The 15,981-nt window shown below is 71.9% G+C and carries 13 protein-coding genes; 7 read left to right on the forward strand and 6 right to left on the reverse strand.

The genetic code is table 11. The features are described 5' to 3' along the window. Positions 1-58: 58 nt before the first annotated feature. Positions 59-1,159, reverse strand: a complete 1,101-nt coding sequence (locus FB157_RS04500; protein WP_145876164.1) for a citrate synthase 2 — start codon at positions 1,157-1,159, stop codon at positions 59-61. A gap of 168 nt (positions 1,160-1,327) precedes the next feature. On the opposite strand from FB157_RS04500, the gene pdxH reads away from it, so the two are divergent. Next, entirely contained in the window at positions 1,328-2,014 is a 687-nt protein-coding gene (pdxH, locus tag FB157_RS04505; protein ID WP_145876165.1) for a pyridoxamine 5'-phosphate oxidase, read from the forward strand. Between the two features lie 274 nt (positions 2,015-2,288). Here pdxH and iscB read toward each other — a convergent pair whose 3' ends face one another. After that, the gene (gene iscB, locus FB157_RS04515; RefSeq protein WP_145876167.1) at positions 2,289-3,920 is read right to left on the reverse strand and encodes an RNA-guided endonuclease IscB; all 1,632 of its coding nucleotides are present in this window, start codon (positions 3,918-3,920) and stop codon (positions 2,289-2,291) included. Positions 3,921-4,190: 270 nt separating this feature from the next. On the opposite strand from iscB, the gene FB157_RS04520 reads away from it, so the two are divergent. Next, positions 4,191-4,652 (forward strand): GNAT family N-acetyltransferase, encoded by a 462-nt coding sequence (locus FB157_RS04520; protein ID WP_261386165.1) that lies wholly within the window; start codon positions 4,191-4,193, stop codon positions 4,650-4,652. A gap of 112 nt (positions 4,653-4,764) precedes the next feature. Then, positions 4,765-6,219, forward strand: coding sequence for a PAS domain-containing protein (locus FB157_RS04525; protein WP_145876171.1), 1,455 nt, complete (start codon positions 4,765-4,767; stop codon positions 6,217-6,219). A 33-nt stretch (positions 6,220-6,252) separates the two neighbouring features. On the opposite strand, the gene FB157_RS04530 is transcribed toward FB157_RS04525, so the two are convergent. Further along, complete coding sequence (locus FB157_RS04530; protein WP_145876173.1) at positions 6,253-7,008, reverse strand: SIS domain-containing protein; 756 nt, start codon at positions 7,006-7,008, stop codon at positions 6,253-6,255. Between the two features lie 224 nt (positions 7,009-7,232). Between FB157_RS04530 and FB157_RS04535 the strand changes: the two genes are divergently transcribed. Further along, complete coding sequence (locus FB157_RS04535; protein WP_145876175.1) at positions 7,233-7,925, forward strand: metal-dependent transcriptional regulator; 693 nt, start codon at positions 7,233-7,235, stop codon at positions 7,923-7,925. A 310-nt stretch (positions 7,926-8,235) separates the two neighbouring features. Then, a complete protein-coding gene (locus FB157_RS04540; protein WP_145876177.1) occupies positions 8,236-9,096 on the forward strand; it encodes an alpha/beta fold hydrolase in 861 nt (286 codons plus the stop codon). Between the two features lie 138 nt (positions 9,097-9,234). On the opposite strand, the gene FB157_RS04545 is transcribed toward FB157_RS04540, so the two are convergent. From FB157_RS04545 to FB157_RS04555, 3 genes are all read right to left on the reverse strand, one after another. Then, positions 9,235-10,863 (reverse strand): transporter, encoded by a 1,629-nt coding sequence (locus FB157_RS04545; RefSeq protein WP_145876179.1) that lies wholly within the window; start codon positions 10,861-10,863, stop codon positions 9,235-9,237. Further along, on the reverse strand, positions 10,860-11,636 hold the full coding sequence (locus FB157_RS04550) for an ABC transporter ATP-binding protein (protein WP_145876181.1): 777 nt from the start codon (positions 11,634-11,636) through the stop codon (positions 10,860-10,862). Before FB157_RS04550 ends, FB157_RS04545 begins: the two co-directional genes overlap by 4 nt. A gap of 79 nt (positions 11,637-11,715) precedes the next feature. Continuing rightward, positions 11,716-12,369 (reverse strand): bifunctional DNA primase/polymerase, encoded by a 654-nt coding sequence (locus FB157_RS04555; protein ID WP_145876183.1) that lies wholly within the window; start codon positions 12,367-12,369, stop codon positions 11,716-11,718. A gap of 276 nt (positions 12,370-12,645) precedes the next feature. Between FB157_RS04555 and FB157_RS04560 the strand changes: the two genes are divergently transcribed. Both FB157_RS04560 and FB157_RS04565 read left to right on the forward strand, forming a co-directional pair. Next, positions 12,646-14,031, forward strand: a complete 1,386-nt coding sequence (locus FB157_RS04560) for a transcriptional regulator (RefSeq protein WP_145876185.1) — start codon at positions 12,646-12,648, stop codon at positions 14,029-14,031. A gap of 201 nt (positions 14,032-14,232) precedes the next feature. Further along, positions 14,233-15,945: a hypothetical protein gene (locus FB157_RS04565; RefSeq protein WP_145876186.1), complete on the forward strand. Its 1,713-nt coding sequence runs from the start codon at positions 14,233-14,235 to the stop codon at positions 15,943-15,945. Positions 15,946-15,981: the final 36 nt, after the last annotated feature.

Here is a 15,981-nt window from a genome sequence, read left to right on the forward strand (position 1 = left end):
GTGGGCGCGGCAAGCCACAGCGGACCTGCAGCCGCCCACGCGACCCCGAACACCTCTCTCAGTGGGCGATGTCCGCGTACCCCTCGATCTCCTGCGGGCTGCGCGCCGCGGGGCCGACGTACCGGGCGGACGGCCGTACGAGCCGGCCGGTCCGCTTCTGCTCCAGGATGTGCGCCGACCAGCCGGCGGTCCGCGCGCACGTGAACATCGACGTGAACATGTGCGCCGGCACCTCCGCGAAGTCCAGCATGATCGCGGCCCAGAACTCGACGTTGGTGGCCAGCACCCGGTCCGGCCTGCGGTTGTGCAGCTCCTCCAGGGCCGCCTTCTCCAGCGCCTCCGCGATCTCGAAGCGCGGCGCGCCCAGCTCCTTGGCGGTACGGCGCAGCACGCGCGCGCGGGGGTCCTCGGCCCGGTACACCCGGTGGCCGAAGCCCATCAGCCGCTCTCCGCGGTCCAGGGCCTGCTTGACGTACGCCTCGGCGTCACCCGTCCGCTCGATCTCCTCGATCATGCCGAGCACTCGGGAGGGGGCGCCGCCGTGCAGCGGTCCGGACATGGCGCCGACCGCCCCCGAGAGGGCCGCGGCGACGTCCGCGCCGGTCGAGGCGATGACGCGCGCGGTGAAGGTGGAGGCGTTCATGCCGTGTTCGGCGGCGGACGTCCAGTAGGCGTCGACGGCCGCGACGTGCTTGGGGTCCGGCTCACCGCGCCAGCGGATCATGAAGCGCTCCACGACCGAGTGAGCCTTGTCGATCTCTCGCTGCGGCACCATCGGCAGGCCCTGCCCGCGCGCGGACTGGGCGACGTACGACAGCGCCATGACGGCGGCGCGCGCGAGGTCGTCGCGGGCCCGGTCGGCGTCGATGTCGAGGAGGGGTTTCAGGCCCCAGACCGGGGCGAGCATGGCCAGCGCGGACTGGACGTCCACCCGGATGTCACCGGAGTGGACCGGGATCGGGAACGGTTCGGCGGGCGGCAGCCCCGGATTGAAGGCGCCGTCGACCAGCAGCCCCCACACGTTCCCGAAGGAGACGTGCCCGACCAGGTCCTCGATGTCGACGCCGCGGTAGCGCAGGGCGCCGCCCTCCTTGTCGGGTTCGGCGATCTCCGTCTCGAACGCGACGACTCCTTCGAGCCCGGGTACGAAATCGGACATCAGGCGGCTCCTCGTGAAAGTGTCGGCGGCGGTCACCCCGGTGATGCCCCGATCAGCCGGTGGTCACCCAAACCGCAAGGGGAACAAGCACGATAACCCCGAGTGCCATAGTTGGGGAGGCCACGCGACACTGAGTGCCACGCGCGTTCGATACGGCAGGATGACCGCGTGACCGACAGCGACTTCAGCCCCGACCCCCTCGTCGATCCCGCCGCCATGCGCAAGCAGTACCAGGCCGCCGGCCTCGACGAGAAGGATCTCGCCGCGCACCCCATGGACCAGTTCTCCCGCTGGTTCGAGGACGCCGCCCGGGCCGCCCTGCACGGGACGCTGTACGAGCCCAACGCGATGGTCGTCTCCACCGCGGACGCGGCGGGCCGGCCCAGCTCCCGCACGGTCCTGATGAAGCACTACGACACCGACGGCTTCGTCTTCTACACGAACTACGACTCCCGCAAGGCCCGGGAGCTGGCCGGCAACCCGTACATCTCGTTGCTCTTTCCGTGGCATGCGATCGCCCGCCAGGTGATCGTCACGGGTGTCGCGCGCCGCACGGGCCGGGACGAGACCGCGGCGTACTTCCGCTCCCGCCCGCACGGCTCGCAGCTGGGTGCCTGGGCCAGTGCGCAGTCCTCGGTGCTCTCGTCCCGGGACGAGCTGGATGCCACGTACGAGGAGCTGGACGCGCGCTACCCGGAGGGGGAGCAGGTGCCGGTTCCGCCGCACTGGGGCGGGTTCCGGATCGCGCCGGAGACGGTCGAGTTCTGGCAGGGGCGCGAGAGCCGGCTGCACGACCGGCTGCGGTATGTGGCCCAGCCGGACGGGGCGTGGGACGTGGAGCGGCTCAGCCCCTGAAGGCGCTGGCCCTCCCTGAAAGGCAGACGACCCGCGAGCTCGGTCCCTCCGCCTGATCGGCGGGGGAGCCGGCCGGACGTACCGGCGAGCTCGCGGGTCGGGTGACTGCGTTGGATTAGGCCGGCTGCGTGTTTCTCACACGCTGGTCCGGCACCGCACATCGTGTGGGGGCGGGCCGCTAGCCCGCAGCCACCTCGCGCGTCCGGGTTTCACTCATTTACCCGATCACCTCCTCTCTGCTTGCTTGGCAGCCTAAGCAGTAGCCAAGAAGGGCTCAACTGTTTTTCGGAGATGCTGATGGAACGGCTTCCGGACGGAAGCTGTAGCCGTACCCGTCGCCCCGCTGCAGCAGCCGTAGATTCCAGTGAGAGAGGTTGATCCGGCCGATCGAGGTAGTGAGGCTGTGCTGGCCTCTGGCTCGGACGGAGATACGGCCGGTCCAAGTACCTGCCCACTTGCCGGAGGGCATGACAGCGCGTACCAGGTCACCGGTGACGTACCCGAAGTGCTGCTTCTTACGGGCCCGCCGCAGCCGGGGGAATCCATACCGATCCGGCGTGGTGCGGGCGTATGAGCCGCGACCAGTGGCTTTGACGATCAGTACCCGATCAGGGAAACGAGCGATCGCGTCCCCGCTCTCGTGATCAATGTGGCCGACGGACAGGGCGTCCAGGGTGTGCGTCTTGGCGAGGCCCATGGCGTCGCGGTTGGTCTTGGTGAGAAGGCCTGGCCAGGCGTGTACGGGCCTCTCGAGCGTCTCCAGCGCCTCCGTGAGCTGCCACTGGATCGCATTCATGGCAGCGGCGTCGCGGAGCGGGGCTTTGGTCTGTTCGAGGATCCGGGCCAGGAGGTCGGGCCGGTGGGCGAGGAAGGACTCGATGGACCGGCTGCCCTTGGCTTTGTTGCACGGGATGCAGGAGAGGACGAGGTTCGAGATGCGGCTGGATCCTTGTCGGCTGCGAGGACGTACGTGCTCGATGTTCAGGGGTACGCCAGTAGCCCCGCAGTAGGCGCAGGCACCGCCCCACCTGGCGTGCAGGTAGGAGCGTGTAGTGGTTCCTGCCAGGAGGCCTTGCGCGTACTCCGCACCGTAGAGCGGTTTGCCCGCACTCATGGAGTGGGTGTCGAAGGCCGTGCGTTCCAGATGGATGTCGGTGACGGGCGCGTAGCGGCACAGGCGGTTGGCGAGGGAGAAGGTGGTGTCGACGCGGTGGCGTAGCGAGGGTGGGAGCCATCCTTCGGGGCGGACTCTGTTCTGCGAGCGTGGGGTTCGGTAACGGCAGTTGGCCGAACGTCGCCTGTTCCGGTAGCCCGCGCGCTGTCGCATGCAGCTCTGGATCTGCGCGCCTCGGTGGTGGAGTTCGACCGAGATGAGTCCGCGTCGGACGGTGACGGTGGTGCCGTCTTCGGTGGTCTCCTTCTTTTCGTCGGTGAGGACGAGTCCGGTGCCCTTGGAGCCGGGGTCGATGCGTAGTTGGACGCCGTCGACTTCCGAGTCGGCCAGCGTTCGGTCCTTCAGGCGGATGGTGAAGGGCACCTGGCGTGCGACTGCGGCTCGCCCCTTGCTGAGGAGTTCTCGGGCTCGTGCGGGATGACAGGGCATGAGTGGGTGCCCGTCCTTGGAGAGGACGAAGACCCTGCTTGCTCCGGTGGGAGCGTCACCGCTCCCGTTCTCTTCCGCCTGCGCTGCCTGGGCAGCGCGCTTGGCGTGACGCCGACGGGTTCTGGTGCCGTGCCCGTCGGTCTCCCCTCGCCCATGTTCCCTGCCGGTGCCCCGCGCGGTGGCGGGGTGTCCGTGAGCCGTTTCGTCCCTGCTCCCGGGGGTGTCTGCTCTCACGGATTCCAGAGCAGGCTGCTGAGGAAGCACAGCCTGGTGGGTCTGCTCGCCTGCAGGAAACGTAGTCATCGGGGTCACCTCCCTGATCCGTTGATCGTGATGACTAGGGCTGGTCACATGACAGCGTTGCGGCTGGGGAGCCGGTGACCTCCTTTCCGAATTGCGACTGACGCTAGTGAACGGGGATCGAGCGGCTGAGATGATCAGCCGTACGTCGCTCGGATTTGCGAATCTGTCGGATTTCCCGAACGCGTAAGCGGTGACAGTGGTACTGGCTCGCCCGGCCGGCGTTCTCTTATGCAGTTGACCCGGTGCGGGTACGGCCGGTTGGCTGACCGTGTGACCGATCTTCGAATCGAAGCCGTGGACAGCGACGCCCAGCTCGAACAATGGCGCCACGTCCACAACGTCATCGTGCCGCCCGCCGCGATGTCCCTGGAGGACGCCCGGGTGCGCCGTGAGCGGTACCGGCTGGAGAACGCGTATCTGGGTGACGTGCTCGTGGGGTGTTCCACGGTGCGGCCGCCGGCCGGGGAGGAGGGCGTCGCGACGGTCATCGCGCGCGTGCTGCCCGAGTTCCGGCGGCGTGGTTTCGGCACGGCGCTGTACGAGAGCGGGCTCGCCCGCGCGCGTGTGCTGGGTGCGGGGGCGGTCGAGACATGCGTGCTGGCCGTGAACGCGGACGGGCTGCGGTTCGCCGAGCGGTGCGGGTTCGTGGAGATCGACCGGTACGTGCTGGACGGGGAGACCGACGAGTGGGTCGATCTGCGGCTGGAGCCGCAGTCCGGTGCCGGGCATTGATTCCGTCAATCTGCGGGAACAGGATGTGGGCTGTGTCACGTTCCAGTTGAATGAAGGCCAGTGAGCGAACCGAGCGCCGCAGATGCGCCGACGCAGCCTCCAGGGGGTCCAGGTGAGTGCTTCCCGGCGGAGTGGGACCACCGACGAGCTGGGGCCGGACGAGCCCGAGCGGGACGGTCCACACAGCCATGACGGGCCGGGCGGGCCCGACGGGCCGGAGGACACCGGGGGTTCCGATCTGCTCGCCGCGCTGCTGGACGGCATGGACGCGGCGCTGTGCGCCTTCGACGCGGACGGGGTCGTCACGCACTGGAACCGGGAGGCCGAGCGGATTCTGGGCTGGACCGCGGCGGAGGCGGTCGGGCGGCACGGGTTCGCCGGATGGGCGGTGCGCAGCGCGGACGCCGAGGACGTGCAGGCGCGGCTGATGTCGGCCATGCACGCGCCCGGCCGGCAGGTTCATGAGTTCGCTCTGGTCACGAAGGACGGCGGGCGGGTTCTCGTGCGGACCCAGTCCGCTGCGGTGCGGGGGCCGGACGGGAAGCCGGCGGGTCTGTACTGCGCGTTCAGCGAGGTGCACGCGCAGATCGATCTGGAGCGGTCCATCGCGTTGAGCGAGGCGCTGTTCGAGGACGCGTCCTGGGGTGTTGTGCTCGTCGACGCCGATCTGCGTCCCGCTGTCGTCAACGCGCACGCGGCTCGCGCGCTCGGCACCGGGCGTACGTCCGCGCTCGGGCGGCCGCTCGGCGAGTTGCTGGCGCAGGGCGTGGAGGAGCTGGAGAGTGCGCTGACCCATGTGCTGGCCGAAGGCGCGCCGCCCGCGCCCGCCGAGATGTGGGTGACCGTGCGGGTGCCCGAGGGCGAGAAGCGGCGCTGCTGGCGCAGTGGGTTCCTGCGGTTGGCCTCGCCGCTCGCGGAGGAGCCCGTGCCGCTCGGGGTCGGCTGGCTGTTCCAGGACGTGACGGAGGCCAAGCAGGGCGAGCAGGAGGGGGCCCTGCTGCGGTTCCGTACCAACCAGCTGCACCGGGCGGCCCGGGCCGCCGCCGAGTGCGAGGACCCGGCGGAGGCGGCCACCGTCCATCTCGATTTCGCGCTCGCCGGTTTCGCCGACCATGCCCTGCTCGACCGTGTGGCGGGCGCTCCGCGGGCGGAGGGGGACGAGGCGGTTCCGGTCCGGCTGGTGCGGCTCGCCGCCACGCCCGCGGGTGCGCCGGGGCCGAGTCTGCTCTCGGGGGCGGCCGGGCTGCCACTGCGGTACGAGGAGGGGCATCCGGCGCTGACCTGTGTCGAGCGGGCCGGGTCCGTGCGTGCGGATGCCGGGTCGATTCCGGCCGAGCGGGCGCGTGAGTGGGCGCTGGCCCGGCAGTGGCCCGAGGACGCGGTGCACGCGCTGTGCGTGGTGCTGCGCAGCCGGGGGCGGACGCTGGGTGTGGTCACGTTCCTGCGCGGGGCCGGCCGCAGCCGATTCGAGCGTGCGGACGCGGCCTACGCGGAGGACGTGGCCGTACGGGTCGCGGCGGCGCTGGACCTGGCGGAGGCGGTGCGGGAGAAACCGGCGGAGCAGTAGCCGGTGCCCGGTGCCGACGCGGGCGGCCCGTGCTCAGTGCCGGTAGAAGATCCGGTCGCCGTACTCGGTCATGACGCGCCGGTTCCAGTCGTGGCCGCCGTCGACGTTGCCGGAGCGCAGCAGCGGGGGTTCGATGCCGCGGTCGGCGAGGGTGGCGGCCGTGGTGGCCATCGTGGCCTGCATGAGGGCGGCGGTGACCACGGTGGAGGCCGGGGCGAACGGGGCCGGGATGGTGTCGAGGGTCAGTTCGGCGTCGCCGACGGCGATCTTCGAGTCGAGGACGATGTCGCAGTGGTCCTTCAGGAAAGTGCCGGAGCTGTGCCGGGACTCGGTCTGCGCGGCGTAGGCCACGGAGGTGACGCCGATGACCCGTACGCCGAGGGCGCGGGCGCCCTGCGCCATCTCGACGGGCAGGGCGTTGCGGCCGGACAGGGAGATGATCACGAGGGCGTCGCCGGCGCGGAGCGGGGAGGAGTCCAGGACGGCACTCGCGAGTCCGTCGACGCGTTCCAGGGCGGAGCCGAGGGTGGCCGGGGTGACGTCGACGCCGACGACTCCGGGGACGGCGAGCAGGTTCATCAGGGCGAGTCCGCCGGCACGGTATACGACGTCCTGGGCGGCCAGCGAGGAGTGTCCGGCGCCGAAGGCGAACAGGCGGCCGCCGGCGGCGACGGTGTCGGCGAGCAGGGTGCCGGCCGCGGTGATCGCCTCGGCCTCCTCCTCCCGGACCCGTTGCAGCAGGCCGATGGCGGCGTCGAAGAACAGGTCGGCAGGTGTGCCGTCGCTCATGCGGTGCCCCTTCGCAAGCGTCTGTGTCGCGGATCACCGTGCGGTCTGGACCAGTGCGGTGTCAATACGGGGGTGCTCGGACGGGCCATGCGCCGGGGCAGTCTTCACCGGGCGGTTTCCGCGGTGCGGCACGGTTGTCGGTGGTATCCGGCAGAATTGAATCCAGGGCCAGCGCACGCGCCGGAGAGCGGCGAGCTTCCGGCAGAGGTAATCGAGGGGCACGTATGTCCGGACTGATCGACACCACGGAGATGTATCTCCGCACCATCCTCGAACTCGAAGAGGAAGGCGTCGTCCCCATGCGCGCCCGCATCGCGGAGCGGCTGGACCAGAGCGGGCCGACGGTGAGCCAGACGGTGGCGCGAATGGAGCGCGACGGCCTGGTCTCGGTGGCCAGCGACCGGCACCTGGAGCTGACCGACGAGGGCCGCAGACTGGCCACGCGTGTGATGCGCAAGCACCGCCTCGCGGAGTGTCTGCTGGTCGATGTCATCGGCCTGGAGTGGGAGCAGGTGCACGCGGAGGCCTGTCGCTGGGAGCACGTGATGAGCGAGGCCGTGGAGCGCCGGGTGCTGGAGCTGCTGCGGCACCCGACCGAGTCGCCGTACGGCAACCCGATCCCGGGCCTGGAGGAGCTGGGCGAGAAGGACGGGGCCGACCCGTTCCTGGACGAGGGCATGGTGTCGCTGGCCGATCTGGACCCGGGCGGCGACGGCAAGACGGTCGTCGTGCGCCGTATCGGCGAGCCGATCCAGACCGACGCCCAGCTGATGTACACGCTGCGCCGTGCGGGCGTGCAGCCCGGTTCGGTGGTGAGCGTGACGGAGTCGCCCGGCGGTGTGCTGGTGGGCAGCGGCGGTGAGGCGGCCGAGCTGGAGGCGGACGTCGCCTCGCATGTGTTCGTGGCCAAGCGCTGAGCATGAGAGGGCCCCGGCGCCGTGTGGCGCCGGGGCCTGTCCTCCCCTGTGCTGACCCGGAGCCCCGAGCTCTCAGGGTCAACCCCCTCGGACCGTTTTTCCCCGAGCGGTCCGCCTCCCGCCAGAAAGATCCCCTCGGCGGCGGCGATCATTCACCGAAGGGTGTCACTCGAATGAGGGGTGTTGTCCGCAGAGGCAGTATTTTCGAATAGGCATTCGATAGTCTGCGGCGGCAGTACGAGCGACAGTACGACTGCGACAACGGCAGTACACCGGTACGAGGCAGGCGGAGCTGGGGGGTGCCAGGCCGATGGCACGGCGTATCGATGTGGCGGGTGCGGGCGGGGTGCGCCTGGCCGCGTGGGAGTTCGCGGACCCGCCCAAACCGGGGGCGGAGCCCGGGGCTCCGGGGGTGCTGTTACTCCACGGCCTGATGGGCCGTGCCTCGCACTGGGCGTCCACCGCCCGCTGGCTCGCCGAGCGCCACCGCGCCGTCGCGCTCGACCAGCGCGGCCACGGCCGGAGCGACAAGCTCCCGCAGGCCGCGTACACCCGGGACGCCTACGTCGAGGACGCCGAGGCCGCCCTCGAACAGCTCGGTCTCGCCCCCGCCGTCCTCATCGGCCACGCCATGGGCGCCCTGACCGCGTGGCAGCTCGCCGCGAAACGCCCCGACCTGGTGTGCGGCCTGATCATCTGCGACATGCGGGCCTCCGCGCTCGGCTCGGCCTCACAGCGCGAATGGGCCGACTGGTTCCGGTCCTGGCCCGTCCCCTTCGCCACGCTCGCCGACGTCCGCAAGTGGTTCGGCGAGGACGATCCCTGGGTGGAGCGCCCCCAGCCCGCCCGCGGCGCCTTCTACGCCGAGGTCATGCACGAGTCCGCCGACGGCTGGCGGCCCGTCTTCGAGCCGGAGCAGATGCTCGCGACCCGGGAGAGCTGGGTGTACGACGCGCACTGGGAGGAGCTGGCCCAGGTCGAGTGTCCCGCGCTGGTCGTCCGTGGCCTGGACGGTGAGTTGGGGCGGGCCGAGGCGCAGGAGATGGTGCGGGTTCTTCCGCGCGGGGAGTATGCGGAGGTGGCCGACGCCGGGCACCTCGTCCACTATGACCAGCCGGTGGCTTGGCGGTTGGCTGTCGAGCCGTTTCTCGAGGCTGTGCTGGCGGGTTGAGCGCCTTCGCGTCCGCGTGGTTCTGCGCGGTGGCGGGTGCGGGTCCGATGTGGCTTGCCGCGCCCCGCGGCGGAGCCGCACATCGGCACGGTCCCGCGCCCCTCAGGGGGGTGCAGGGGCCCCTCGTCGCAAGTTCCGTCAGCCTCTGCTCACCGCGGCCAGGATCTCCGGTAGGCGGGTCGCGGTTCGGGGGGCCGCCAGGCGTAGGCCCAGCAGGGTCAGCAGTGCACCGTAGCCCGCCCCCGCCGGCAGCAGCACCCAGCTCCACGCCTCCCCGCCGGCGCTCACGTTCAGCCAGATCGTCAGGGTGATCACGGGGGAGCAGAGCAGGGCCGCTGCGACCATGCCGCCGAAGATCGAGATCCAGGCCAGGCCGGCCTGGCCCGGGGCCACGTTCTTGTGGCCCTCCTGGGGGATGGAGTACGGGAAGCGGGCCGAGGTCCAGGCGCCGGTCGCCAGCATCGCGCCGAGCAGCGCGAGGGAGAGTCCCAGCGTCTCGGGGAGCCGGTCCCAGGCGTCCAGCAGAGCAGTGGTCAGGACGGTCACGAGGGTGGCGTACGGCAGGGTGACCACCAGCAGGGCCAGCGCCCGCCCGCGCAGCTCGGCGTGCGCGTCCTTCGTCGAGGAGATGGTCAGGGCCACCATCCAGAACGCGGAGGTGTCCTGCCCGAACTGGTTGTACATCTGGATGCCGAGCATTCCGGCGGCGAAGCACGCGAAGTAGACCGACCCGGTGCCCTGCACCGCGTTGAACACCGGCACGATCAGCCCGATGGCCAGCGAGGTCACCCATGCGGCCTTGGTCTTCGGGTCGCGCCAGATGTAGCGCAGGGCGCGCTCCATGACCGTGCCCGTGCGTCCGTCGGGCAGCAGCCGCCGAAGCCCCGCCGAGGAGGCGCGGTCCGGCGCCCCGGCGTCGGGAGCCTGCAGGGTGGACCCTCCCCCAGGCTTCCGGCTTCGCTCAAGCAGGGGGGACCCCCATGGCGAGGTCATCAGCCGGGTCAGACTTCGCGCCCAGACGGCGACCAGCAGAACCAGCCCGGCGACCGACAGAGCGAGTTGGGCGAGGGCCGTGCCGTACGATCCCTCGCTCGCCGACCGCACCGCCCCGACGGCCGAGGCGGGCGGCACCCAGGACAGCACGTCCGCCGCCGGCTGCAGCTGTCCGAGACCTGCCGAACCGAGCTGCTGCGCACCGAAGTTGACCAGCTGTGCCCCGACGGCGATCACCAGACCGCTCAGCACGGCCAGATCGCGCCCTTTCCTGCTGGTCAGCAGCCGTACGTTGGCTGAGGCGACGGCGCGCGCGAGCGCCACGCAGACCAGCAGCGCGAGAACCACGGCGACGACAGAGACGGCGTACCCCGCTGCCCCGTGCGCCACCGACAGCACGCATCCCACCAGCACCAGCAGCGTGAACAGCGGCCCGACACCGACCAGCGAGGCGGCCAGCAGGGCCCGGACCAGCGGCCGGGGGCGCAGCGGCAGCATCACCAGCCGGGTGGGATCCAGCGTCTCGTCACCGCTGGGGAAGAACAGCGGCATCACCGCCCAGCCGAGCGCCAGCACGGCCGTACCGGGGACGGCGACCGCCTCGGCGTGCGCATGCCCGCGCAGCGCGACCAGGCCGAGCAGTTGCAGCAGTGCGAACAGCAGGGCGACGACGGCCGAGGCGACGAACGCGGCCCGCCGGCCCGCCGACTGCCTCAGTCCGCCTCGCAGCAGCGACAGCTTCAGTTGTACGACGGTGGAGGTCAGGCTCGTCATCGGGCCGCCCCGCCGCCCAGCCAGTCCAGATCGGTGGCGGTGTCCCGGCCGTGCGCCCCCACCAGCTCCAGGAAGGCCGCCTGCAGGGTGGGATGCTCCCCGCGGACCTCGGCCGGCGTGCCGGTCGCCCGGATGCGGCCCGCCGCCATGACGGCCACCCAGTCGCACAGCGACTCGACCAGCTCCATCACGTGCGAGGAGAACACGACGGTGGCGCCGGAGGCGGTGTAGCGCTCCAGCACGCCCCGGATCGTCTGTGCGGACACCGGGTCGACGCCCTCGAAGGGTTCGTCGAGGAACAGCACGTCGGGGTTGTGGAGGAGCGCGGCCGCGAGCCCGATCTTCTTGCGCATGCCGGTCGAGTAGTCCACGACGAGCTTGTGCTGCGCACCGGCCAGGTCGAGCACGTCCAGCAGCTGTGCGGCCCGTTTGTCGACCTCGGCGCCGGGCAGCCCCCGCAGCCGCCCGGAGTACCCCAGCAGCTCCCGTCCCGACAGCCGCTCGAACAACCGCAGCCCCTCGGGCAGCACCCCGATCCGTGCCTTCACGGCCACCGGGTCCCGCCACACGTCGCGCCCGACGACCTCGACGGACCCGTGGTCGGGCCGGAGCAGCCCGGTCACCATCGACAACGTGGTGGTCTTCCCGGCCCCGTTGGGACCGACCAGTCCGATGAACTTCCCGGAGGGAAGATCGAGGTCGATCCCGCCCACGGCGACCTGCTGCCCGAACCGCTTCCAGAGCCCTCGCACACGAACCGCAGCCTCTGCCATGCCAGAACCCTACGGTGGGCAATTGCCTTCAGGGGCGCCGGACCGTGCCCGGTATGCGGCTCCGCCGCGTGGGCGCACGTCAGCGATCCCGGCCGCACGCGTAGGCCAGCGGCGAGATCAGCTCCTCCGCGTCCGGCAGCCATCGGTTCGCCGGCGTGGGCCGGCAAACCCACTGCACGGCGCCACGCGAGCCGAAACGGGTCGGCGGAGCGGCCACGTAACTCCCCTCGCCGAGCGGCATGAGGTCCAGCGAGGCCAGCGACCACCCCAGCTTCCGCACCAGGTCGGGAATCTTCACCGAGCCCCCCGGCAGCACGAAGAACTGAACGCGGCGGTCGGGGGTGAGCGTCACCGGGCCCAGGGTCAGCTCCATCCGCTCCATGCGGGCCAGCGCCAGGAACCCCGCGCTCTCCGGCACGGACAACGCGTCGAACGTACGCCCCGTGGGCAGCAGGATCGACGCCGTCGGCAGCTTCTGCCACATCCGGCGCGCGACGGTCGCACTGCCGGTCGCCTGCGTCGCCCAGTCGGGGCGCGTGGGGTGCGCACCCGGCGCGGGGCAGGAAGCATCGCCGCACGAGCAGCGCTGCGCCCCGTCGACGGCTTCCAGCCAGGCGCCCGGGAACAGGTCCCAGTGGCGTTCCTCGGCGTAGCGTACGGCGGTTTCCAGCAGCGATTCCCCGCGCTGCTGCGGAATCTGAGCGGCTTGCGTGCCGGCGATCGTCTCTTCCACGTTTCACTCAACTCCCGCACTCACCTGGAGTTACGGCCGACGCGTGGGCAGGGGAGGAGCATCGACGCCGCGGCCGGGGCGCACGGGTGCACGAATGGGGGCGCGCGGGAGGAAGCGGGGCGTGGGATGGGTAGCCAGGGGTGGGGTTGGCACCAGCCTTTACCCCGGCAAACCGCACATGTCACGCATTGACGGTATGTCAGCTGGGCAGTGATCTTCAGGACCGGATCCTTCCGGCCGGATCTTCACGCTCCAGGGGTTCGCAGGGGGTAGCACATGGCCGCAAGGCCTCTCGTTGCGAGGCAGCCGAACGAACGGCTGCAGGCACTCATCCAGGAAGCGGGGTGCTCGAACGCCGGGCTGGCCCGGCGGGTCAACATGTGCGGCGCCGAGCACGGTCTCGACCTGCGCTACGACAAGACGTCCGTGGCCCGCTGGCTGCGTGGCCAGCAGCCGCGCGGCCGGGCCCCGGCGATCATCGCGGAGGCGCTCGGGCGCAAGCTCGGCCGTACGGTCACGATCGACGAGATCGGCATGGCCAACGGCAAGAACCTCGCCTCGGGGGTCGGCCTCCAGTTCTCGCCGACGGTACTGGGGGCCATCGAGCAGGTCTGCGAGCTGTGGCGCAGCGACGTGGGGCGGCGGGACTTCCTGTCCGGCTCCTCCGTCGCCGCCTCCGCGCTGGTCGAGCCCAGCCGCGACTGGCTGATCTCCATGCCGGACGCCCAGGTGGCCCGGCAGGCGGGCCCGCGGGTGGGCCAGGCCGACGTGGCCGCCGTACGGTCCATGACCCAGGCACTGGTGGACCTCGACCACCAGTACGGCAGCGGTCATGTGCGTCCGGTGGTCGTGCACTACCTCAACAGCGTCGTCTCCGGGCTGCTCGCGGGGTCGTACCGCGAGGCGGTCGGCCGCGACCTCTTCGCGACCGTCGCCCGGCTGACCGAGCTGGCGGGGTACATGGCGGTGGACACCGGGCAGCCGGGCCTGGCCCAGCGGTACTACATCCAGTCGCTGCGTCTGGCGCAGGCGGCCGGCGACCGCGGCTACGGCGGTTACATCCTGGCCGCCTCCATGAGCCACCTCGCCGCGCAGCTCGGCAACCCGCGCGAGATCGCCCAGCTGGCGCGGGCCGCGCAGGAAGGGGCGCGCGGACGGGTCACCCCGCGCGCGGAGGCGATGTTCCACGCGGCCGAGGCCCGCGGGCACGCCCTGCTCGGTGACGTCCGGGCCGCGCAGGCCGCCTCCGGGCGGGCGGTCTCGGCGATGGAACAGGCGGACGCGGCCTCCGGGGACGACCCGGTGTGGATCGCGCACTTCGACGAGGCCTATCTGGCCGACGAGCTGGCGCACTGCCACCGCGACCTGGGACAGGCCGAGGCGGCGGCGCGATACGCCGAGCGGTCGCTGGCCGGACACCCCGAGACCCGGGCCCGGCGCCGCGCCATCGGCTATGTGCTCCTCGCCACGGCCCAGGTGCAGCAGCGCGAGATCGAGCAGGCCTGCAGCACCGGTATGAAGGCGGTGGAACTGCTGGAGACACTCCGGTCAAACCGGGGCGCCGAGTATCTGGAGGACCTCCAGCAGCGCCTGGAGCCCTTCCGGGACGAAGCGGTCGTGCGGGAGTTCGGGGCCCGTCTCGACCTCCAGCAGGCCGCCTGAACAGCGGCCCCGCGGTGGTGTGAACGCACGGGAAACGGCATCAGGGCCCAGAACGGTTGCCATATGCAGCGCACCGCGGGGCTGTTCTGTTACTGGTGTCACAAGGAAGAAGATCGCTCCCTGAGCTGCGTGGCACCCGGCTCGGGGGACCCGGTAGCGTGAGCCGACGATTCCGAAGGTCCCCCATTCGTAGGAGTCCCGGTGACGCAGAGTGGACAGGGCGAGGAGCCCTCGGCGCGACCCGCGCACGAAGGCATCGTGCTGCCCTCCGACGGAGGCGAGCCCCTGCTACCGGGCATGGCAAGCGCCCCCACCCCCGCCCCCGCGGCCCCGACCGGCGGCCAGGCCTGGGGCGGTGCGTGGGGCCCCGGCGCCCAGCAGGCACCCCAGCCGGACCAGGGCTGGCCCCCGGCGGCCGCCCAGCAGTGGGGCACTCCGGACCAGCAGCAGCCCGCGGGCAACGGCCCCGGCCCGCTGCCTCCCGAGGGCGCACCGGCTCCGTCGTACGGCGACCAGGCCTACGGCTCCGTCGGCCAGGCCCCGGCCTATGGCTCCGCGGGGCAGGCGCAGGCCTACGGCGGTGACCAGCAGCCCCGGTACGGCGGCGGTCAGCAGCAGTACGGCGCCGGGCAGCAGCCCCAGTACGGCGGCCCGCAGTCCCAGGGCGCGGGCCGGCCTGCCGCCTACGGCACCGCGGACCCGTACCAGCAGCAGTACCCGGCCTCGGCGCCCCTGCCGCCCGCCGACGCGTACGCGGCGCACGGTGCGGCGGGCCAGGGCGCGGCCCTGCCGCCCGCCGTACCGGAGGCATACCCGGCCGCGTCCCTGCCGCCGGCGGCCGACGGCGCGACCCAGTACATACCGCCGGTCCCGGCGGCCCCGGTCGACGAGGGCGCGACCCAGCTCATACCGCCGGTCCCGGCGGCCCCGGTCGACGAGGGCGCCACTCAGCTCATACCGCCGGTGGCGGCCGGCGCGCTGCCGCCCGAGTCCACCGGTGAGGAGACGCGGTACCTGGGGCGCGTGCCCCAGTCGGCCGCCCCCTCCGACGCCGCCGCCACCCAGTACATCCCGCCGTTCACCGGCCGGGCGCCGGGCGGGGAGCGGCAGCCGCCCGCCGAGTTCGACAACCTCTTCCGCTCCGGGCCGGGGGGCGGGGAGAGCCCGGCCGGCTCCACGCAGCAGATGCCCCGCGTCCAGCCGAACGGCTACCCGGGCCCGGCGCAGCCGTCGTACATCCAGCCCATCGACATGAACGAGGACGACGGCGGGCGCCGGGACGGCCGTACCGGCTCGCGGGTGCCGCTGTTCGCCGCCATCGGCATCGGCATCGTCATCGTCGGCTTCGGTGTCGGCGCGATGTTCAGCGGTGGCGGCGGGGACAAGGGCAACGACAAGAAGACCGTCGCCGCCGCCTCCCCGGCCACCCAGAACTCCGCTTCGTCCGGCGCCGACCCCGCCCAGCAGCAGGCGGCCGCCCTGGACAAGCTGCTCGCCGACAGCGGCAGCAGCCGCGCCTCGGTGATCCAGGCGGTGGCGAACGTCCGGCAGTGCAACAACACCGGCCAGTCCGCCTCCAACCTGCGCGACGCGGCCAAGCAGCGCACCGACCTGGTCACCCGGCTCGGCAAGCTGTCCGTGGACAAGCTGCCGAACAACACCGAGCTGACCGCCGCCCTCACCAAGGCCTGGCAGGCGTCCGCGGCCGCCGACAACCACTACGCGGCCTGGGCCGACCAGGTGGGCGGTGGCCGGAAGGGCTGCCACAAGGGCCAGGCCCGCGGCACCGGCCAGACCCTGGCCGGCAACCGGGAGAGCACCACCGCCAGCGCGGAGAAGGTGAAGGCGGCGGCGCTGTGGAACACCATCGCGCAGAAGTACGGCCTGACCCAGCGCCAGCCGACCCAGCTGTGAGCCGGGCGGCCGCCGGGGCCTGCCCCGGCGGCCGGG

This window comes from Streptomyces sp. BK340 (genome assembly GCF_007827595.1).
In the GTDB taxonomy this organism is placed as follows: domain Bacteria; phylum Actinomycetota; class Actinomycetes; order Streptomycetales; family Streptomycetaceae; genus Streptomyces.